At 67.4% G+C, this 23,128-nt stretch carries 5 protein-coding genes and 1 tRNA gene; all 6 read right to left on the bottom strand.

What is annotated here, in order from left to right; genetic code table 11:
* Positions 1 to 17,253 (bottom strand): hypothetical protein, encoded by a 17,253-nt coding sequence (locus AC6UUM_RS11900; RefSeq protein ID WP_500802494.1) that lies wholly within the window; start codon positions 17,251 to 17,253, stop codon positions 1 to 3.
* Positions 17,254 to 17,267: 14 nt separating this feature from the next.
* Positions 17,268 to 19,058, bottom strand: a complete 1,791-nt coding sequence (locus tag AC6UUM_RS11905) for a ShlB/FhaC/HecB family hemolysin secretion/activation protein (RefSeq protein WP_500802495.1) — start codon at positions 19,056 to 19,058, stop codon at positions 17,268 to 17,270.
* Positions 19,059 to 19,242: 184 nt separating this feature from the next.
* Positions 19,243 to 19,698, bottom strand: a complete 456-nt coding sequence (locus tag AC6UUM_RS11910) for an OmpA family protein (protein ID WP_500802496.1) — start codon at positions 19,696 to 19,698, stop codon at positions 19,243 to 19,245.
* A gap of 100 nt (positions 19,699 to 19,798) precedes the next feature.
* On the bottom strand, positions 19,799 to 20,368 hold the full coding sequence (locus AC6UUM_RS11915; protein ID WP_500802497.1) for an OmpA family protein: 570 nt from the start codon (positions 20,366 to 20,368) through the stop codon (positions 19,799 to 19,801).
* Positions 20,369 to 20,542: 174 nt separating this feature from the next.
* Positions 20,543 to 20,617: transfer RNA gene (locus tag AC6UUM_RS11920), tRNA-Val, on the bottom strand.
* 105 nt (positions 20,618 to 20,722) lie between these two features.
* Positions 20,723 to 23,113: an endopeptidase La gene (lon, locus tag AC6UUM_RS11925; protein ID WP_500802498.1), complete on the bottom strand. Its 2,391-nt coding sequence runs from the start codon at positions 23,111 to 23,113 to the stop codon at positions 20,723 to 20,725.
* Between the last annotated feature and the right edge of the window lie 15 nt (positions 23,114 to 23,128).

The raw sequence follows: 23,128 nt of genomic DNA on the forward strand, positions 1-23,128 counted from the left end.
TCATGGCCGGGCACCATCGGTTGCCGGCACCGGCGGCAGCGCCGGCTTTTCATCATCATCATCTTGGTCGTCGCGCCACAGCGCTTCGTTGGTGGTGCCCGAAATCAGCTCCACCGGCAGCACCAGATCAGGCGTGGTGCGGATCAGCAGCGACTGGTTCGGATCGTTCAACTGCACCAGCGGCAACGGCAGGCCGGTGACGATGCAGCCGGCGGTGGTCAGCGCGACGCAGCCGTTGATGCGCACATTGTTGGGGCTGATGCCGCCAAGTTGATCCACTGACACCCGCAGCGCCGCAGCGATCCCTTCCTGGCCGCCCAGGCTGCCGAAGAAGCCGACGATCGGCCCGCCCGAGGGCCCACCGGACGCCGCCAGCAACTGCACATTGTTCAGCCGCACGCCGCCACCCGGCTGGGCCGCGGTATCGGTGTTCTGCAACAGGCCCCACTGCTGCACCCGCACCACCAGCTTGTCGGCAGTAACGATGGTGTAGCCCGGCGGAACATAGGCCGGGAACGCCCGATAGAAGGGTGAACCGGGGTTTTCGGTGAAGTCGCTGCGGGCCTGATCGGCGGTCACCGTCTGGCCGGTGCCAAGCACACGATCGCCAAACAGACCACCTTGCGGCGCCAATTGCGCCGGTGCCGGCGCAGTCGCCTGGCCAACAGCGACAACCTGCCCGTTGAGCCGGATGGCAGAGCCATCGCCGATGATCCGGCCGCCGGTGATGGCGCCGCCCGCAGGCGTCTGGACCCGCACTGCCACGCTGCGCGCTTGTGTCGCCAGCCCGGCGTTCGCGCTGCTGTCGGCCACGGCGTCGCCGCCAAGCGTGAGCGTGCGCGCGGTGCCCGATGCCGTCCGGAACGTGAGGGCACCGATCACATCGATGTCGCCCGTGGTCGTCACGCCGACATTGGCGATCGATGGGAAGAGATCAGTGGTGCCGATCGTCACCGAGCGGCTGACGCCATCGATGCGCAGCGACGGTGCGAACACGCGCGGCATGTCTTCATTGTCGAACAGGCTGCCGGTGCCATTTGCGACATTCACCGCGGTGGTGCCGCTGTTGGCCCGGAACAGAATGCCGCCGTCGGTGCGCAGTTCCGCCGCAGTGCCCAGGTCGATGCGGTTGGCGGTCAGGCTGGCTTCGCCCGTCACCCGCACATTGGCGGTGAACGAGATGGTGCCGCCCGATGCCAGCGTCAGCCGGGTTGCCCTGGAGATGCCAGAGACGGTGATATTGCCCGTGTTGCCCGTGGCGATGCCATCGATGGTGCCGCCGGCCAGGCTGCCCGTGGTGATGCTGCCACCATTGGCGCGCAGATCAAGCGGCGATGTGCCAGCTGCCGTGATGGCCGCCGTCACCAGATTGCCCGCGCCCGAGATTGTGCCGGCAGCGCCGGTTGCCCCCACCTGCCCGGCCCGCATCGTGACAGCGCCGGTGGTGCTGGTCGCGCCGGTGATCGTTGTGTTGCCGCTGGCCTGCACCAGCGCCGTGCCAGTGCCGGTGATGCTGGCGATCGACACCGCCCCGTTGGTGGCCCGCACATCGACATTGCCTGCGCTGGCGGTCAGTGCGCCGGTGGTGGCCGCGGTGGCGGCGGTGAAGGCGAGGCTCCCCGCGGTCACTGCCTGGGTGCTGATGGCGGCCGCGCCAATCGTTGCGGCACCGGTCAGCGTGCTGGCTGCCTGCAAGGTCGCCGTGCTGCTGGCGGTTGCACTCAGCACCAAAGCGTTGGCCGATGCGATGGTGACATTGCCAACCGGCGCCGCACCCGTGGCCTCGGCCAGCAGCACGCCGCCCGACAGGGCACCCGTGGTGATGTCGCCATTGGTCGCGCGCAGCGTGATTGCGGCGGTTCCCGATGTGACCGCCCCCGCGACCAACGAACCCGTGCCGGCCGTGCCGTCAACCTGGCCAGCGCGCAGCGTGACCGCGCCGGTCGAACTGACGGCGCCGATGGTGGTGTTGCCGCTGGCCTGCGCCAGTACCGTGCCCGAACCGCTGACACCGGCCACATTCACGGTGCCGGCTGTGGCGCGCACGTCGATGGCGCTGGCCGTCAGATTGCCCGTGGCCAAACTGGCTGTGCCGGTGAAGCCGATGCTGCCGGCCGTGACGCCCGCGGTGCTGATCGTGCGAGCCCCGATAGTCGCCGCGCCGGACACGTTGGAGTCCGTCTGCACCGTGGCTGCATTCGATGCCGTCACGGTCAGCGAGGTTGCACCCGCAGTGCCACCCGTGCGCGAAACGCCGCGGATCGTGACATTGCCCGCAGTGCCGGTGCCGCTGGCCGAAGCCACGATGGCACCTCCGGCCAGACGGTCAGTTTCGCCCACGCCCGCCACTACATCGCCGCTATTGGCCCGCAGCGTGATCGCCGCAGCATTGGCATTGATGCCGCCGGTGCGCAGATTGCCGCTGCTGGACCCCGCCGTGTCGCCGATCTGGCCGGCGCGCAGGGTCACGGTGCCCGTGCTGGTGGTCGCGCCGGTGATCGTCGTGTTGCCGCTGGCCTGCACCAGCACGGTGCCGGTGCTGGCAAGGCCCGCCACCGTCACATTGCCGGCCGTTGCCCGCACATCGGTGGTGCCGGCCGAAAGCGTGCTGGTGCCAACGCTGGTGACACCGGTGAAGCCGATGCTGTTGGCACCAACAGCCGCCGTCTGGATGCTGCCAGCTCCAATTGTTGCTGCGCCAGCCAAAGTGGCCGCACCAACGATTGTTGCCGCGCGGCCGGTTGTGGCCGTCAACGACGCCGCATTGAGCGTGCTGTTCAGCGAGGCGTCGCGGCCTGCAGTCAACGTCACGCCACCGGCAATGCCAATGGTGCCGCTCACGATGTCCTGCCCGGCGGTCACGCCCAGGCTGCTGGCGTTGGTCACGCTGATCATTGTCACGTCGCCTGTGGCCGAAGCCACGATGGCGCCGCCGGCCAACCGGTCATCCACGGCTGTGCCCGCCACCACATTGCCATTGTTGGCCCGCAGCGTGATCGCCGCCGTGCCGGCATTGATCGTGCCGGTACGAAGATTGCCGCTGCTGGACCCCGCCGTGTCGCCGACCTGGCCGGCGCGCAGAGTCACAGCACCTGTGCTGGTGGTCGTGCCGGTGATCGTCGTGTTGCCGCTGGCCTGCACCAGCACCGTACCGGTGCTGGCAAGGCCTGCCACCGTCACATTGCCGGCCGTTGCCCGCACATCGGTGGTGCCGGCCGAAAGCGTGCCGGTGCCAACGCTGGTGACACCGGTGAAGCCGATGCTGTTGGCACCAACAGCCGCCGTCTGGATGCTGCCAGCTCCAATTGTTGCTGCGCCAGCCAAAGTGGCCGCACCAACAATTGTTGCCGTTCGGCCAGCTGTGACCGTCAACGACGCCGCATTGAGCGTGCTGTTCAGCGAGGCGTCGCGGCCTGCAGTCAACGTCACGCCACCGGCAATGCCAATGGTGCCGCTCACGATGTCCTGCCCGGCGGTCACGCCCAGGCTGCTGGCGTTGGTCACGCTGATCATTGTCACGTCGCCTGTGGCCGAAGCCACGATGGCGCCGCCGGCCAACCGGTCATCCACGGCTGTGCCCGCCACCACATTGCCATTGTTGGCCCGCAGCGTGATCGCCGCCGTGCCGGCATTGATCGTGCCGGTGCGCAGATTGCCGCTGCCGGCACCCGGCGTATCGCCGATCTGGCCGGAACGCAGCGTCACTGCGCCCGTGGCGCCGATCGCGCCAACGGTCGTATTGCTGTTGGCCTGCACCAGCACCGTGCCCGCCGTGCTGATGCTGGCCACGTCCACCGTGCCGGCGGTCGCCCGCAGATCGATAGAGGTCGTGTTCGTCACGGCACCGGTCTTGATGCTGCCGGTTCCCGCGATCGCCAGTGTATTGGCGGCGGTGCCAACCAACGCGCCATTGCCGAGGCTGATATCGGCCGTCTTGATGAGACCAGCCGCTGTCAGCGTGGCATTCCCGGTCATCACCACATTGCCGATGATGTCCACATTGCGGCCGGCGGTGGCCGTCAGGCCAGAGGCGCGCGCGATGCTGGCAACGCTGATGTCGCCTTGCATGCTTCCCGCTGCCGCCGTGCCGGCACGCGTGGCGGTGAAGCTGATTACCCCGCCGGTCAGGCTGCTTTCCACCAAAAGACCAGCCGTCAACGGACCCGTTTCGATCCGGCCATTATTGGCCAATATGGTGATGTCACGCGCTGTGAATGCACCGGTCTGCACCAGATCGCCGGCACCAGCGATGGTACCCCCCGCACCGGTGGCGCCGACCTGGCCGGCACGCAAGGTCACCGCGCCGGTGGCGCCAATCGCGCCGATCGTGGTGTTGCCGCTGGCCTGCACCAGCACCGTGCCAGAATTGCTGACGCTGGCGACGTTCACCGTACCCGCGGTAGCGCGCACATCGATGTTGGCAGCCGTAAGATTGCCGGTGCCGACGCTGCTGCCGCTCAAGATTACGTTGCCGGTGGTGTTGCTGATGCCGCCCACCGTCATGGCGCCAGTCGATTCCAGATCAACGGCACCGCGAGCGTTAAGGCTGGTGATATCGATCGTGCTCACGCTGTCGAGCGTCAAACCAGAAGTCAGGTCGACAACGCCCAGGCTGATATTGCCAACGGTGCCGGGGTTGATGGTCAAGGCACTGGCAGTCACAATGCCCAAGGTCACAGCGCTGCCCGCACCGGCCGTGACGCTGACGGCGTCCAGGCTGGCAGGCGTGCCGGCAAGGCCGGTCACCAGGTTGGCCGCATTGGCGCCGCCTGACCCGACCGAGCCGCTGGCTGCCGTCAGGGTGATGCCCCGGGCGCCGACAACCGCGTCAACACTGTTGGAACGCAGCGTGCCGCCGCTGGTGGTGATGTTGCCGGTCGTCGCGGTCACCGCGATGCTGGTCTCGGCGGTGATCCCGCCGGCACCAAGCCCGACGCTGCTGCCGCTCAATTGCGCATTGCCGCCGCTGGCACCCACAGCACCAGTCACGGCCAGCGCGCCCGTGGCGTTCAAGACGATGTTGCCGCCCGTGGACGTGGCGCTGGCCACCGTCAGGCCGCTGGTGTCGGTCACCTGGATGCTGCCGCCGCGCAGCGTCACCATGCCGGCGCTGTTGTCGAGGCTGCCCGTTACCAGCGCGCCGCCAACGGCGTTCAGGTCAATCGTGTCGGCCGTGGTCAGGCTGGCAATAGTGATGCCGCCAGAGGCGTTGGCCAGGGTCAGGCCGCCAGACAGATTTGTGGCGCCAAGCGTGATCGCGCCGGCGGTGTTGTTCACCGACAGGCCGCTGGCGGTGATATCGCCCAAGGTCACAGCGCTGCCCGCACCGGCCGTGACGCTGACGGCGTCCAGGCTGGCAGGCGTGCCGGCAAGGCCGGTCACCAGGTTGGCCGCATTGGCGCCGCCTGACCCGACCGAGCCGCTGGCCGCCGTCAGGGTGATGCCCCGGGCGCCGACAACCGCATCGACACTGTTGGAACGCAGCGTGCCGCCGCTGGTGGTGATGTTGCCGGTCGTCGCGGTCACCGCGATGCTGGTCTCGGCGGTGATCCCGCCGGCACCAAGCCCGACGCTGCTGCCGCTCAATTGCGCATTGCCGCCGCTGGCACCCACAGCACCAGTCACGGCCAGCGCGCCCGTGGCGTTCAAGACGATGTTGCCGCCCGTGGACGTGGCGCTGGCCACCGTCAGGCCGCTGGTGTCGGTCACCTGGATGCTGCCGCCGCGCAGCGTCACCGTGCCGGCGCTGTTGTCGAGGCTGCCCGTTACCAGCGCGCCGCCAACGGCGTTCAGGTCAATCGTGTCGCCCGTGGTCAGGCTGGCAATGGTGATCCCGCCAGAGGCGTTGGCCAGGGTCAGGCCGCCAGACAGATTTGTGGCGCCAAGCGTGATCGCGCCGGCGGTGTTGTTCACCGACAGGCCGCTGGCGGTGATATCGCCCAAGGTCACAGCGCTGCCCGCACCGGCCGTGACGCTGACGGCGTCCAGGCTGGCAGGCGTGCCGGCAAGGCCGGTCACCAGGTTGGCCGCATTGGCGCCGCCTGACCCGACCGAGCCGCTGGCTGCCGTCAGGGTGATGCCCCGGGCGCCGACAACCGCGTCAACACTGTTGGAACGCAGCGTGCCGCCGCTGGTGGTGATGTTGCCGGTCGTCGCGGTCACCGCGATGCTGGTCTCGGCGGTGATCCCGCCGGCACCAAGCCCGACGCTGCTGCCGCTCAATTGCGCATTGCCGCCGCTGGCACCCACAGCACCAGTCACGGCCAGCGCGCCCGTGGCGTTCAAGACGATGTTGCCGCCCGTGGACGTGGCGCTGGCCACCGTCAGGCCGCTGGTGTCGGTCACCTGGATGCTGCCGCCGCGCAGCGTCACCGTGCCGGCGCTGTTGTCGAGGCTGCCCGTTACCAGCGCGCCGCCAACGGCGTTCAGGTCAATCGTGTCGGCCGTGGTCAGGCTGGCAATGGTGATGCCGCCAGAGGCGTTGGCCAGGGTCAAGCCGCCAAACAGATTTGTGGCGCCAAGCGTGATCGCGCCGGCTGCGGCGTTCACCGCCAGGCTACCGCCGGTGACGGCGCCCAACGTGACCGGCGCCGCTGCGCCGGGATCCACCGTGATGGCCAGACCGCTGGCCAGGTCGGTGCCGGCCGTGATCGAAAGCAAGCCGCCGCCAGCGCCGATGCCAGTGCCCGCGGTGAGCGAGACGGTGCGGCCAGCCGCAGCCGTGTTGCCGCTGTTGGCCGTGAGCGCGACATTCTGGGTGCCAAGGGTGATGGCACCCGCGCCGGCCGCGATCGCCACGCCATCGCTGGCCGTGATGCTGCTCGTGGTGGCATTGTTGCCCAGCGTCACACCAGCGCCGGTGAGCGAAACCCCGCCCCCGGTGGCACCCACAGCACCAGTCACGGCCAGCGCGCCCGTGGCGTTCAAGACGATGTTGCCGCCCGTGGACGTGGCGCTGGCCACCGTCAGGCCGCTGGTGTCGGTCACCTGGATGCTGCCGCCGCGCAGCGTCACCGTGCCGGCGCTGTTGTCGAGGCTGCCCGTTACCAGCGCGCCGCCAATGGCATTCAGGTCAATCGTGTCGGCCGTGGTCAGGCTGGCAATAGTGATGCCGCCAGAGGCGTTGGCCAGGGTCAGGCCGCCAAACAGATTCGTGGCGCCAAGCGTGATCGCGCCGGCTGCGGCGTTCACCGCCAGGCTACCGCCGGTGACGGCGCCCAACGTGACCGGCGCCGCTGCGCCGGGATCCACCGTGATGGCCAGACCGCTGGCCAGGTCGGTGCCGGCCGTGATCGAAAGCAAGCCGCCGCCAGCGCCGATGCCAGTGCCCGCGGTGAGCGAGACGGTGCGGCCAGCCGCAGCCGTGTTGCCGCTGTTGGCCGTGAGCGCGACATTCTGGGTGCCAAGGGTGATGGCACCCGCGCCGGCCGCGATCGCCACGCCATCGCTGGCCGTGATGCTGCTCGTGGTGGCATTGTTGCCCAGCGTCACACCAGCGCCGGTGAGCGAAACCCCGCCCCCGGTGGCGCCGACATCGCCGGTGACGGCCAGCGCGCCAGTGGCGGACAAGCTGATGTTGCCGCCTGTGGACGTGGCGCTGGCCACCGTCAGGCCGCTGGTGTCGGTCACCTGGATGCTGCCGCCGCGCAGCGTCACCGTGCCGGCGCTGTTGTCGAGGCTGCCCGTTACCAGCGCGCCGCCAACGGCGTTCAGGTCAATCGTGTCGGCCGTGGTCAGGCTGGCAATGGTGATCCCGCCAGAGGCGTTGGCCAGGGTCAGGCCGCCAGACAGATTTGTGGCGCCAAGCGTGATCGCGCCGGCGGTGTTGTTCACCGACAGGCCGCTGGCGGTGATATCGCCCAAGGTCACAGCGCTGCCCGCACCGGCCGTGACGCTGACGGCGTCCAGGCTGGCAGGCGTGCCGGCAAGGCCGGTCACCAGGTTGGCCGCATTGGCGCCGCCTGACCCGACCGAGCCGCTGGCTGCCGTCAGGGTGATGCCCCGGGCGCCGACAACCGCGTCAACACTGTTGGAACGCAGCGTGCCGCCGCTGGTGGTGATGTTGCCGGTCGTCGCGGTCACCGCGATGCTGGTCTCGGCGGTGATCCCGCCGGCACCAAGCCCGACGCTGCTGCCGCTCAATTGCGCATTGCCGCCGCTGGCACCCACAGCACCAGTCACGGCCAGCGCGCCCGTGGCGTTCAAGACGATGTTGCCGCCCGTGGACGTGGCGCTGGCCACCGTCAGGCCGCTGGTGTCGGTCACCTGGATGCTGCCGCCGCGCAGCGTCACCATGCCGGCGCTGTTGTCGAGGCTGCCCGTTACCAGCGCGCCGCCAACGGCGTTCAGATCAATCGTGTCGGCCGTGGTCAGGCTGGCAATAGTGATGCCGCCAGAGGCGTTGGCCAGGGTCAGGCCGCCAGACAGATTTGTGGCGCCAAGCGTGATCGCGCCGGCGGTGTTGTTCACCGACAGGCCGCTGGCGGTGATATCGCCCAAGGTCACAGCGCTGCCCGCACCGGCCGTGACGCTGACGGCGTCCAGGCTGGCAGGCGTGCCGGCAAGGCCGGTCACCAGGTTGGCCGCATTGGCGCCGCCTGACCCGACCGAGCCGCTGGCCGCCGTCAGGGTGATGCCCCGGGCGCCGACAACCGCATCGACACTGTTGGAACGCAGCGTGCCGCCGCTGGTGGTGATGTTGCCGGTCGTCGCGGTCACCGCGATGCTGGTCTCGGCGGTGATCCCGCCGGCACCAAGCCCGACGCTGCTGCCGCTCAATTGCGCATTGCCGCCGCTGGCACCCACAGCACCAGTCACGGCCAGCGCGCCCGTGGCGTTCAAGACGATGTTGCCGCCCGTGGACGTGGCGCTGGCCACCGTCAGGCCGCTGGTGTCGGTCACCTGGATGCTGCCGCCGCGCAGCGTCACCGTGCCGGCGCTGTTGTCGAGGCTGCCCGTTACCAGCGCGCCGCCAACGGCGTTCAGGTCAATCGTGTCGCCCGTGGTCAGGCTGGCAATGGTGATCCCGCCAGAGGCGTTGGCCAGGGTCAGGCCGCCAGACAGATTTGTGGCGCCAAGCGTGATCGCGCCGGCGGTGTTGTTCACCGACAGGCCGCTGGCGGTGATATCGCCCAAGGTCACAGCGCTGCCCGCACCGGCCGTGACGCTGACGGCGTCCAGGCTGGCAGGCGTGCCGGCAAGGCCGGTCACCAGGTTGGCCGCATTGGCGCCGCCTGACCCGACCGAGCCGCTGGCTGCCGTCAGGGTGATGCCCCGGGCGCCGACAACCGCGTCAACACTGTTGGAACGCAGCGTGCCGCCGCTGGTGGTGATGTTGCCGGTCGTCGCGGTCACCGCGATGCTGGTCTCGGCGGTGATCCCGCCGGCACCAAGCCCGACGCTGCTGCCGCTCAATTGCGCATTGCCGCCGCTGGCACCCACAGCACCAGTCACGGCCAGCGCGCCCGTGGCGTTCAAGACGATGTTGCCGCCCGTGGACGTGGCGCTGGCCACCGTCAGGCCGCTGGTGTCGGTCACCTGGATGCTGCCGCCGCGCAGCGTCACCGTGCCGGCGCTGTTGTCGAGGCTGCCCGTTACCAGCGCGCCGCCAACGGCGTTCAGGTCAATCGTGTCGGCCGTGGTCAGGCTGGCAATGGTGATGCCGCCAGAGGCGTTGGCCAGGGTCAAGCCGCCAAACAGATTTGTGGCGCCAAGCGTGATCGCGCCGGCTGCGGCGTTCACCGCCAGGCTACCGCCGGTGACGGCGCCCAACGTGACCGGCGCCGCTGCGCCGGGATCCACCGTGATGGCCAGACCGCTGGCCAGGTCGGTGCCGGCCGTGATCGAAAGCAAGCCGCCGCCAGCGCCGATGCCAGTGCCCGCGGTGAGCGAGACGGTGCGGCCAGCCGCAGCCGTGTTGCCGCTGTTGGCCGTGAGCGCGACATTCTGGGTGCCAAGGGTGATGGCACCCGCGCCGGCCGCGATCGCCACGCCATCGCTGGCCGTGATGCTGCTCGTGGTGGCATTGTTGCCCAGCGTCACACCAGCGCCGGTGAGCGAAACCCCGCCCCCGGTGGCACCCACAGCACCAGTCACGGCCAGCGCGCCCGTGGCGTTCAAGACGATGTTGCCGCCCGTGGACGTGGCGCTGGCCACCGTCAGGCCGCTGGTGTCGGTCACCTGGATGCTGCCGCCGCGCAGCGTCACCGTGCCGGCGCTGTTGTCGAGGCTGCCCGTTACCAGCGCGCCGCCAATGGCATTCAGGTCAATCGTGTCGGCCGTGGTCAGGCTGGCAATAGTGATGCCGCCAGAGGCGTTGGCCAGGGTCAGGCCGCCAAACAGATTCGTGGCGCCAAGCGTGATCGCGCCGGCGGTGTTGTTCACCGACAGGCCGCTGGCGGTGATATCGCCCAAGGTCACAGCGCTGCCCGCACCGGCCGTGACGCTGACGGCGTCCAGGCTGGCAGGCGTGCCGGCAAGGCCGGTCACCAGGTTGGCCGCATTGGCGCCGCCTGACCCGACCGAGCCGCTGGCTGCCGTCAGGGTGATGCCCCGGGCGCCGACAACCGCGTCAACACTGTTGGAACGCAGCGTGCCGCCGCTGGTGGTGATGTTGCCGGTGGTCGCGGTCACCGCGATGCTGGTCTCGGCGGTGATCCCGCCGGCACCAAGCCCGACGCTGCTGCCGCTCAAGATTACGTTGCCTGTGGTGTTGCTGATGCCGCCCACCGTCATGGCGCCAGTCGATTCCAGATCAACGGCACCGCGAGCGTTAAGGCTGGTGATATCGATCGTGCCCACGCTGTCGAGCGTCAAACCAGAAGTCAGGTCGACAACGCCCAGGCTGATATTGCCAACGGTGCCGGGGTTGATGGTCAAGGCACTGGCAGTCACATTGCCCAAGGTCACAGCGCTGCCCGCACCGGCCGTGACGCTGACGGCGTCCAGGCTGGCAGGCGTGCCGGCAAGGCCGGTCACCAGGTTGGCCGCATTGGCGCCGCCTGACCCGACCGAGCCGCTGGCTGCCGTCAGGGTGATGCCCCGGGCGCCGACAACCGCGTCAACACTGTTGGAACGCAGCGTGCCGCCGCTGGTGGTGATGTTGCCGGTGGTCGCGGTCACCGCGATGCTGGTCTCGGCGGTGATCCCGCCGGCACCAAGCCCGACGCTGCTGCCGCTCAAGATTACGTTGCCGGTGGTGTTGCTGATGCCGCCCACCGTCATGGCGCCAGTCGATTCCAGATCAACGGCACCGCGAGCGTTAAGGCTGGTGATATCGATCGTGCCCACGCTGTCGAGCGTCAAACCAGAAGTCAGGTCGACAACGCCCAGGCTGATATTGCCAACGGTGCCGGGGTTGATGGTCAAGGCACTGGCAGTCACATTGCCCAAGGTCACAGCGCTGCCCGCACCGGCCGTGACGCTGACGGCGTCCAGGCTGGCAGGCGTGCCGGCAAGGCCGGTCACCAGGTTGGCCGCATTGGCGCCGCCTGACCCGACCGAGCCGCTGGCTGCCGTCAGGGTGATGCCCCGGGCGCCGACAACCGCGTCAACACTGTTGGAACGCAGCGTGCCGCCGCTGGTGGTGATGTTGCCGGTGGTCGCGGTCACCGCGATGCTGGTCTCGGCGGTGATCCCGCCGGCACCAAGCCCGACGCTGCTGCCGCTCAAGATTACGTTGCCTGTGGTGTTGCTGATGCCGCCCACCGTCATGGCGCCAGTCGATTCCAGATCAACGGCACCGCGAGCGTTAAGGCTGGTGATATCGATCGTGCCCACGCTGTCGAGCGTCAAACCAGAAGTCAGGTCGACAACGCCCAGGCTGATATTGCCAACGGTGCCGGGGTTGATGGTCAAGGCACTGGCAGTCACATTGCCCAAGGTCACAGCGCTGCCCGCACCGGCCGTGACGCTGACGGCGTCCAGGCTGGCAGGCGTGCCGGCAAGGCCGGTCACCAGGTTGGCCGCATTGGCGCCGCCTGACCCGACCGAGCCGCTGGCTGCCGTCAGGGTGATGCCCCGGGCGCCGACAACCGCGTCAACACTGTTGGAACGCAGCGTGCCGCCGCTGGTGGTGATGTTGCCGGTCGTCGCGGTCACCGCGATGCTGGTCTCGGCGGTGATCCCGCCGGCACCAAGCCCGACGCTGCTGCCGCTCAATTGCGCATTGCCGCCGCTGGCACCCACAGCACCAGTCACGGCCAGCGCGCCCGTGGCGTTCAAGACGATGTTGCCGCCCGTGGACGTGGCGCTGGCCACCGTCAGGCCGCTGGTGTCGGTCACCTGGATGCTGCCGCCGCGCAGCGTCACCGTGCCGGCGCTGTTGTCGAGGCTGCCCGTTACCAGCGCGCCGCCAATGGCATTCAGGTCAATCGTGTCGGCCGTGGTCAGGCTGGCAATAGTGATGCCGCCAGAGGCGTTGGCCAGGGTCAAGCCGCCAAACAGATTTGTGGCGCCAAGCGTGATCGCGCCGGCTGCGGCGTTCACCGCCAGGCTACCGCCGGTGACGGCGCCCAACGTGACCGGCGCCGCTGCGCCGGGATCCACCGTGATGGCCAGACCGCTGGCCAGGTCGGTGCCGGCCGTGATCGAAAGCAAGCCGCCGCCAGCGCCGATGCCAGTGCCCGCGGTGAGCGAGACGGTGCGGCCAGCCGCAGCCGTGTTGCCGCTGTTGGCCGTGAGCGCGACATTCTGGGTGCCAAGGGTGATGGCACCCGCGCCGGCCGCGATCGCCACGCCATCGCTGGCCGTGATGCTGCTCGTGGTGGCATTGTTGCCCAGCGTCACACCAGCGCCGGTGAGCGAAACCCCGCCCCCGGTGGCACCCACAGCACCAGTCACGGCCAGCGCGCCCGTGGCGTTCAAGACGATGTTGCCGCCCGTGGACGTGGCGCTGGCCACCGTCAGGCCGCTGGTGTCGGTCACCTGGATGCTGCCGCCGCGCAGCGTCACCGTGCCGGCGCTGTTGTCGAGGCTGCCCGTTACCAGCGCGCCGCCAATGGCATTCAGGTCAATCGTGTCGGCCGTGGTCAGGCTGGCAATAGTGATGCCGCCAGAGGCGTTGGCCAGGGTCAGGCCGCCAAACAGATTCGTGGCGCCAAGCGTGATCGCGCCGGCTGCGGCGTTCACCGCCAGGCTACCGCCGGTGACGGCGCCCAACGTGACCGGCGCCGCTGCGCCGGGATCCACCGTGATGGCCAGACCGCTGGCCAGGTCGGTGCCGGCCGTGATCGAAAGCAAGCCGCCGCCAGCGCCGATGCCAGTGCCCGCGGTGAGCGAGACGGTGCGGCCAGCCGCAGCCGTGTTGCCGCTGTTGGCCGTGAGCGCGACATTCTGGGTGCCAAGGGTGATGGCACCCGCGCCGGCCGCGATCGCCACGCCATCGCTGGCCGTGATGCTGCTCGTGGTGGCATTGTTGCCCAGCGTCACACCAGCGCCGGTGAGCGAAACCCCGCCCCCGGTGGCGCCGACATCGCCGGTGACGGCCAGCGCGCCAGTGGCGGACAAGCTGATGTTGCCGCCTGTGGACGTGGCGCTGGCCACCGTCAGGCCGCTGGTGTCGGTCACCTGGATGCTGCCGCCGCGCAGCGTCACCGTGCCGGCGCTGTTGTCGAGGCTGCCCGTTACCAGCGCGCCGCCAACGGCGTTCAGGTCAATCGTGTCGGCCGTGGTCAGGCTGGCAATGGTGATCCCGCCAGAGGCGTTGGCCAGGGTCAGGCCGCCAGACAGATTTGTGGCGCCAAGCGTGATCGCGCCGGCGGTGTTGTTCACCGACAGGCCGCTGGCGGTGATATCGCCCAAGGTCACAGCGCTGCCCGCACCGGCCGTGACGCTGACGGCGTCCAGGCTGGCAGGCGTGCCGGCAAGGCCGGTCACCAGGTTGGCCGCATTGGCGCCGCCTGACCCGACCGAGCCGCTGGCTGCCGTCAGGGTGATGCCCCGGGCGCCGACAACCGCGTCAACACTGTTGGAACGCAGCGTGCCGCCGCTGGTGGTGATGTTGCCGGTCGTCGCGGTCACCGCGATGCTGGTCTCGGCGGTGATCCCGCCGGCACCAAGCCCGACGCTGCTGCCGCTCAATTGCGCATTGCCGCCGCTGGCACCCACAGCACCAGTCACGGCCAGCGCGCCCGTGGCGTTCAAGACGATGTTGCCGCCCGTGGACGTGGCGCTGGCCACCGTCAGGCCGCTGGTGTCGGTCACCTGGATGCTGCCGCCGCGCAGCGTCACCATGCCGGCGCTGTTGTCGAGGCTGCCCGTTACCAGCGCGCCGCCAACGGCGTTCAGATCAATCGTGTCGGCCGTGGTCAGGCTGGCAATAGTGATGCCGCCAGAGGCGTTGGCCAGGGTCAGGCCGCCAGACAGATTTGTGGCGCCAAGCGTGATCGCGCCGGCGGTGTTGTTCACCGACAGGCCGCTGGCGGTGATATCGCCCAAGGTCACAGCGCTGCCCGCACCGGCCGTGACGCTGACGGCGTCCAGGCTGGCAGGCGTGCCGGCAAGGCCGGTCACCAGGTTGGCCGCATTGGCGCCGCCTGACCCGACCGAGCCGCTGGCCGCCGTCAGGGTGATGCCCCGGGCGCCGACAACCGCATCGACACTGTTGGAACGCAGCGTGCCGCCGCTGGTGGTGATGTTGCCGGTCGTCGCGGTCACCGCGATGCTGGTCTCGGCGGTGATCCCGCCGGCACCAAGCCCGACGCTGCTGCCGCTCAATTGCGCATTGCCGCCGCTGGCACCCACAGCACCAGTCACGGCCAGCGCGCCCGTGGCGTTCAAGACGATGTTGCCGCCCGTGGACGTGGCGCTGGCCACCGTCAGGCCGCTGGTGTCGGTCACCTGGATGCTGCCGCCGCGCAGCGTCACCGTGCCGGCGCTGTTGTCGAGGCTGCCCGTTACCAGCGCGCCGCCAACGGCGTTCAGGTCAATCGTGTCGCCCGTGGTCAGGCTGGCAATGGTGATCCCGCCAGAGGCGTTGGCCAGGGTCAGGCCGCCAGACAGATTTGTGGCGCCAAGCGTGATCGCGCCGGCGGTGTTGTTCACCGACAGGCCGCTGGCGGTGATATCGCCCAAGGTCACAGCGCTGCCCGCACCGGCCGTGACGCTGACGGCGTCCAGGCTGGCAGGCGTGCCGGCAAGGCCGGTCACCAGGTTGGCCGCATTGGCGCCGCCTGACCCGACCGAGCCGCTGGCTGCCGTCAGGGTGATGCCCCGGGCGCCGACAACCGCGTCAACACTGTTGGAACGCAGCGTGCCGCCGCTGGTGGTGATGTTGCCGGTCGTCGCGGTCACCGCGATGCTGGTCTCGGCGGTGATCCCGCCGGCACCAAGCCCGACGCTGCTGCCGCTCAATTGCGCATTGCCGCCGCTGGCACCCACAGCACCAGTCACGGCCAGCGCGCCCGTGGCGTTCAAGACGATGTTGCCGCCCGTGGACGTGGCGCTGGCCACCGTCAGGCCGCTGGTGTCGGTCACCTGGATGCTGCCGCCGCGCAGCGTCACCGTGCCGGCGCTGTTGTCGAGGCTGCCCGTTACCAGCGCGCCGCCAACGGCGTTCAGGTCAATCGTGTCGGCCGTGGTCAGGCTGGCAATGGTGATGCCGCCAGAGGCGTTGGCCAGGGTCAAGCCGCCAAACAGATTTGTGGCGCCAAGCGTGATCGCGCCGGCTGCGGCGTTCACCGCCAGGCTACCGCCGGTGACGGCGCCCAACGTGACCGGCGCCGCTGCGCCGGGATCCACCGTGATGGCCAGACCGCTGGCCAGGTCGGTGCCGGCCGTGATCGAAAGCAAGCCGCCGCCAGCGCCGATGCCAGTGCCCGCGGTGAGCGAGACGGTGCGGCCAGCCGCAGCCGTGTTGCCGCTGTTGGCCGTGAGCGCGACATTCTGGGTGCCAAGGGTGATGGCACCCGCGCCGGCCGCGATCGCCACGCCATCGCTGGCCGTGATGCTGCTCGTGGTGGCATTGTTGCCCAGCGTCACACCAGCGCCGGTGAGCGAAACCCCGCCCCCTGTCGAAAGGTTGATGACTGAAAGTGCACCGCTCGCTGTCGCGGTGGTATCGCCCAGCACACCATCGATGGTGCCGAGCGTCATGTTGCCAGCGCTCGCCAGGGTCAGGCTGCCGGCGACGATGGTCTGGGAACCATCCAGTGTCAGGTTGCTGTTGCCAGCGAGATCCACAAAGCCGGTTGCCGTGGTGGTCAGCACGGCCGTGTCGCTTACGACGATATCCCGTGCCGTGTTCAGCGCGGCCATGGCCGGCAACGTGATCGGCACCGCACCTGCGGCGTCGCCGGTGCCGGCGCGCAGCACGATGCCATTGGGCGATGCCGATACCGTGGTGGCGTTCATGTTGCCGGTCACGTTCAGCAGGATATCGGCAACTGCGGCCTGGCTGGCGGCGGCGGCATAGATACGCTGACCGTTCACCGTGCCGGCGGCGAGCAACCGTCCATTGGCCACGGTGGTGCCCGCCTGGATACCGATGCTCATCAGGCTGTTGGGCGTCAATTGCACCCGCGCATCCTGCGCCACGACCAAGCCGACATCGCCGCCGGCATTGATGGTACCCGACTGCGACAGATCGGCCGAAACCAGCAACACGACACCGTCGGAGCCAATGGTCGCACCCGAAGACAGCGTGATGCTCTGCGTTGATGCACCGGCAAACGTCACTGGCCCGGTGGCGTCGTAAAAGGCAGCGAAGTCCCCATCGGTCACCGACAATGTCGAAGCCACGAAGCCCGACACATTGCTCACGCTGCCGCCCGGGCCAAACATGATCCCGTTGGGATTCACCAGCCAGATGCTGCCCTTGCTGCCCGCAGCAGCACCCGAATCACCGCTAAGGATGCCATCGATGGTCGATTGCGCCGCTCCTGCCCCAACGCGGTTCAAGACCGCAAAGGGCACGCCGCCCGCGTTGTTCTGAAATTCGACCGTATTGCCCGAACCGATGGAAAAACTCTGCCAATCGATCAGTGTGGCCGTGCTGCCGATCCGGATCGTCAGGTTCGTCGGCGTCGGATCGCCCGGCAGAAGCACCGGGGCGGTGATCACCCCGTTCGTAGAAAAGGCGTCAGCCCCGTAACGCCATTCCAACGTATTGACCGCTACCACGGCCGGCGGGAAGGTGACGGTTCCAAGATCCGGCAAGGCAATCTGCGCGATGGCCGGCGCATTGATGGCCACTGCCATGGCAGCCGCACCAGCCAGCAAATGGCGACGACGGGTGATCCGACGGTCAAGCATCATGTCGATATCCCCCTTCAACGCCACGGAAATGCGCGCACGGTAACCGACAACAACAGTCGGCCGCCTGGTTTCTGCAGATCAATCGCCAGATTCTTGTCCAGCGGTTTGGCATAGACCAGATCCAGGCGGACCCGGCTGCCCCACGTCGCCCGCACCCCGCCGCCCACGCTGCGCAGCGTGCGACGCCGTTCGAAATTGTTGGTGTCCAGGTTCCACAACTCGATATGATCATAAAAGCCGATTGCTTCCACGGCCGTGTCGCGGGCGGTCAGCGGCACCGGCTTGCCGATGCGGAATTCGGTACTGGCACCGATCATGCGATCGCCGGCGGTGGCCCCCGGATCATAACCGCGACCCAGCGTAAGGTTGCCTACGGCAAATTCGTCGAACGCCATCAACGGGTCAGGCGTCCACTGGCCGCGTGCATCGGTGGCCAAGGTGATGGCCCAGGCTTCATTCTTGCCAAAGCGCGCCCGCGCCTCACCATTCAGGCCGCCGCGGGCCACAAATGCCCGTGAATTGCCTTCAAAGCGCGTCGGCAGCGCCGAGCCGCCATTGCCGCCCACCGGCGTCGATCCGAAGATTGCAAAGCCCTGCCGCAGTTCGGCAAACCCGGCAACGCGCCACGTTGGCGCCAAGGCCGACAAGCGGCGCGGCACAGCATCGGCATCAACCCGCAGCCAACCGGTGCGGATGCGATCGAGGTTGATCAATTGCCCCACCGCCCGCGTGCGCTGATCGATGATATCAAGCCCGCCACCCAGCCGCACATTGGCCGACGTGCTGCGGACCAGCGGATAACTTGCACCCAGGGTACCCAAAATGGATTCGGAATTCAGATTGAACCCGGCCGCTGCATTGGGCAGCGTGGGACGTGTACGCGCATAGGTGATGCCCGATGACAGCCGCAGGCCATCGCTGCCCACCGCAAAATCATGGCCACCCTGGAACAGCACCAGCTCGCGGACATCGCTGGTTGAAAACATCGAAACATAGGTACGGTCAGCCAGACCGGTCAGCCCATACAACTCGCCACGGATCAGGCCGCTCCAGCGCCCGATCTGGCTGGAGCCATAATTCTGCGCATTGAGGATCAGGCTGCCAGGGGTACGGGCCAACTGGATTTCGCCGATCACCTCGCCGGGGCGCCCCGACGGTGCCGGCCGCAGTTCAAGTGTCACCTGCGTGCCCGGAATGTCGTTGGCAAGCAGCAGGATACGCTCGGCATCACTTTCGTTCAGCGGATCGAGCGCGCGCAATCTGGCAAGCAGGCCTTCCAGCCGCGCCTGATTCTTGCCCGGCGCGCCGCGCACCCGCAACTCGACAATCTTTGCGGTCGTGACGCGTAGTTGCAGCACGCCATCGGCCAGCGTCTGTTCGGGCACCTGCACGGCCGCCACATAGCGCGCCCGGGCCAACGCAACCGTCGCCTCATCGCGCAGGCGACAGACTTCGGCCAAAGGCACGGCGTTGCCGTTCAGATCGGCACCGATGCCCGCCAGCACGGCCTTGACCTCGGCAGGCAATTCGCTGCCGCCAGGGCCATTGAAGGTAACGCTGCGCAGCGGGGTCGTGAGCGTGCTGTTGGCAATGGCTTCCGGGCACGGGCCCGGCACAAAGCCGCGCGAGCGCACCGTGGCACGCGGCGCAGGCAGCGTTTGCGGAGGCGGCGTGCGATCGAGTTCCTGCGCCGTGGGCGGCCGGGCCGTCGAGCCCGGCAAGGCAGGCGGGGTCACTGGTGCAGCCACCTGGGCAAAGACTGGGGAGACGGCCGGGATCATCACCGATCCTCCCGCCAGCACCACCAATCGCACAACGCGTTGGCTCAAATCTCGCCGGCAAGAATCGCCGGACGCGATTGCGCCTGTGCCACTTGTGCGCCCCATGCGACCACTCCCCCGCTGAACTTACGTTCGCTTTACGTACATTTCCGTCGAATATTTACGCTGACCCATGTGAATTCCCGACCCCTCCGGAACCCACCAAAGTTCAACGTGCCACAATCTCTACTCTGCGATTTGCAGGATCACCAGCACCATGACCGGGCAAAGGCCGATCATAGCCCAGACCACGCGCCGTCAGACGGCTGCGATCAACACCTTTGGCGGCAAGATACGCAACCACGTTCGCTGCACGAGCCTGGCTAAGGGCCATATTGATTGCGGGCCCGCCGCTGCTGTCGGTATGGCCTTCCACGGTGAACGGCCGAAACAGGCCAACCCGCAGCAAGCTCGCAGCAAATCTATCCAGAATTTGCCGCGCTTCCACCGTCAACACGGCAGACCCAACGTCGAAACTCATGTGAATATCCTGACGAACAACCCGCCCCTTCACCCATTGCCGGGTGCAGACCATGTCAGGCTGGGTGCCGTCGGGGTTGGCGGCGGCAACGCCGCCTGCAGGGCAATCCGAGAGCGAATCGGCAAGCGCGTCTACAGTACTCATTGATGCCGAGCTCTGGGCAACGGCTGCACCGCTGACCAAAACCGCAATACTCACCAAAAGCACCCGCGCAAACACGCCTCGATCCCCTCAGAAGTTGCGATCAGCGCGCAGCCACTTCTACGCGCCGATTGGCAGCGTCTTCGGGGCCACGGCCAGCCAAAGGCCTGTCAGAACCGTAACCTTGGGCGACAAGGCGCGAACGGTCAACCCCTTTGGCCGCCAGATAATTTACGACGGCCTGCGCCCGGGCAGCACTGAGCGCCATGTTCGTCTCGCGCGTGCCGGTCCGGTCCGTATGACCTTCCACCACGAACGGGCGATAGGTGGCGACCTGGATCAATGACGCTGCAAAACGATCCAGCGTGGCGCGCGCCTGGGCCGTCAATTCGGCCGAACCCAGCAGGAAGCTCATCTTGATGTCGGCACGAATCGCGCGGGAAGCGGTCGCTGCGATCTTGCCGGCACCGGGCAGGCGCATCTGGCGGGTTTCCGGCTGATCAGCGCAGGTGCCATCCGGAAGGCTCGCTTCGCACACGGCGGCCGCTTCAGCAGCAGGCGGCAGCGCCAATTGCTTGGCCAGTTCCTCGACGTTTTGCGCAAAGGCGGGCGATGCCGAGACTGCCGCGGACATGATCGCCGCAGCGAACAACTTCAATGACACTTGGGTCATGCTATCCGACTCCCCTTCGAGATAATGCCGTTTCCTACGCTTGTTACACGCTTTGTCAACGAACGTCGCTGGACCGGCGCGTTATCGCGACCGTCCCGCAGGCACACGCTGACCGGCATATCAAACGATTATACGAAAAGGCACCCGACGGGGATGCGTTGCAAAATGCCAGAATGGTGGGCGCGACAGGGATTGAACCTGTGACCCCTGCCGTGTGAAAGCAGTGCTCTACCGCTGAGCTACGCGCCCCGATGACCGCAGGCATTCCGGCCGGGAGCGGCGGATTAGGCGGTTTGGGCGAGGCTGTAAAGCCCCGCCCGCGCTTTTTACCGTTCGCAATCGACCGCCCGTTGATCAGTGCCGAACCGCCGGTTCGACAGCCGCTGTGGCCGGCGGCTGCACGGCCAGCGAGTCGGCTTCGTTCCATTCGATGGCGACCAGCGGCTTGGTCAGTGCCAGCGCCAGCACTTCATCGACATGGCTGACTGGCACGATGGTTAGGCCTTGTTTCACATTGTCGGGGATTTCGATCAGGTCCTTCTCATTCTCGGCCGGGATCAGCACCGTGGTGATGCCGCCCCGCAGCGCCGCCAGCAGTTTCTCTTTCAGGCCGCCGATCGGCAGCACACGGCCGCGCAGCGTCACTTCGCCAGTCATCGCCACATTCGGGCGCACCGGCACACCGGTCAGCGTGGAGATGATCGCCGTTACCATGGCAATGCCCGCCGATGGGCCGTCCTTGGGTGTGGCGCCTTCCGGCACATGGACGTGGATGTCCTTTTTCTCGAACACCGTTGGGCGGATGCCATAATTGTGCGCGCCGGCCCGCACGAATGACAGCGCTGCCGAAATCGATTCGGTCATCACTTCGCCCAGCTTGCCGGTGGTCTTGATGACGCCCTTGCCCGGCGCCGTCACTGCTTCGATGGTCAACAGATCGCCGCCCACTTCGGTCCACGCCAGGCCGGTCACCGCGCCGATCTGGTCTTCGACATCGGCCAGGCCGTAACGATATTTGCGCACCCCGGCGAACTCGGCAAGATTTTCGGCGTCGATGGTGACGCTTTCCGCCTTGCCTTCCAGGATGCGGCGCAGGGCCTTGCGGGCCAGCTTGGCGATTTCCCGCTCCAGCGTGCGCACCCCGGCCTCGCGCGTGTAATAACGCACCAGATCGCGCAGCGCCGATTCCGCGACGCTGAACTCGGTTTTCTTCAGGCCGTGCGCTTCATATTGCTTGTCGATCAGGTGGCGCTGCGCGATTTCGACCTTCTCGTCTTCGGTATAGCCCGACAGGCTGATGATCTCCATGCGGTCGAGCAGCGGCTGCGGCATGTTATAGCTGTTGGCGGTCGTGACGAACATCACATCCGACAGATCATAATCCACTTCCAGATAATGATCGCTGAATGCCTTGTTCTGTTCGGGATCGAGCACCTCCAGCAACGCCGAGGCCGGATCGCCGCGGAAATCCTGGCCCAGCTTGTCGATTTCATCCAGCAGGAACAGCGGGTTGGATGTGCCGGCCTTTTTCAGGCTCTGGATGATCTTGCCGGGCATCGAACCGATATAGGTGCGGCGGTGGCCACGGATCTCGGCTTCATCGCGCACGCCGCCCAGGCTGATGCGGATGAACTCGCGCCCCGTCGCCTTGGCGATGCTGCGGCCAAGGCTGGTCTTGCCGACCCCGGGCGGGCCGACCAGGCACAGGATCGGGCCTTTCAGCTTGCTGGTGCGCGCCTGCACGCCGAGATATTCGACGATCCGGTCCTTCACCTTTTCCAGGCCGAAATGATCGGCATCGAGCACGGCCTGCGCCGCCACGATATCCTTCTTGATCTTGGACTTCTTGCCCCACGGCAGACCGAGCAGCGTATCGAGATAATTGCGCACCACCGTGGCTTCGGCCGATTGCGGCGCCATCGCCTTGAACTTCTTCAGTTCGGCAATGACCTTCTCGCGGGCGTCCTTGGAGAGTTTCGTCTTGGCGATTCGCTCCTCGAATTCGGCAACTTCATCCTTTTCGTCTTCGCCTTCGCCCAGCTCGCGCTGGATCGCCTTCATCTGCTCGTTGAGATAATATTCGCGCTGGGTCTTCTCCATCTGCCGCTTCACGCGGTTGCGGATCTTCTTCTCGACCTGGAGCACGCCCATTTCGCCTTCCATGAAGGCAAACAGCTTCTCCAGCCGCGCCGCCACATCGGCTTCGGCGAGCAAGCCCTGCTTGTCGGCGATCTTCAGGCCCAGATTGGCCGCCACCGTGTCGGCAAAGCGGCTGGCTTCCTCGATGGCGCCGATCTGGCTGGAGATTTCCGAGGCGATCTTGCGATTGAGCTTGATGAACTGTTCGAACTGACCCTGCGCCGACCGCAGCAGGCCGGCGACCTCGGTTTCGCTGCGGATCACATCCTCCAGCTCGGCAATTTCGGCCATCAGATGCGGGCCGCTGGCATCAAGCGCCACCAGCCGGGCGCGGCTCTGGCCTTCGACCAGCACCTTCACCGTGCCATCGGGCAGCTTCAGCAATTGCAGCACATTGGCCAGCGTGCCGACATCATAGAGCTCATCGGCGCCGGGATCTTCATCGCCGGGGTTTTTCTGGCTGAGCAGGAACACGGTGCGGCCGGTCTGCATCGCGGCTTCCAGCGCTGCCACGGATTTCTCGCGGCCGACAAACAGCGGCACGATCATCTGCGGGAACACCACGATATCGCGCAGCGGCAGCACAGGCAGGGTTTGACTGGTCATGATCTCTCCATTGGG

Source organism: Sandarakinorhabdus sp. (assembly GCF_987265915.1).

Coding starts and splice junctions, on each gene's coding strand:
- AC6UUM_RS11910 (WP_500802496.1), bottom strand. CDS start 19,698: ATGAGTACTGTAGACGCGCTTGCCGATTCGCTCTCGGATTGCCCTGCA.
- AC6UUM_RS11915 (WP_500802497.1), bottom strand. CDS start 20,368: ATGACCCAAGTGTCATTGAAGTTGTTCGCTGCGGCGATCATGTCCGCG.
- lon (WP_500802498.1), bottom strand. CDS start 23,113: ATGACCAGTCAAACCCTGCCTGTGCTGCCGCTGCGCGATATCGTGGTG.
- AC6UUM_RS11900 (WP_500802494.1), bottom strand. CDS start 17,253: ATGATGCTTGACCGTCGGATCACCCGTCGTCGCCATTTGCTGGCTGGT.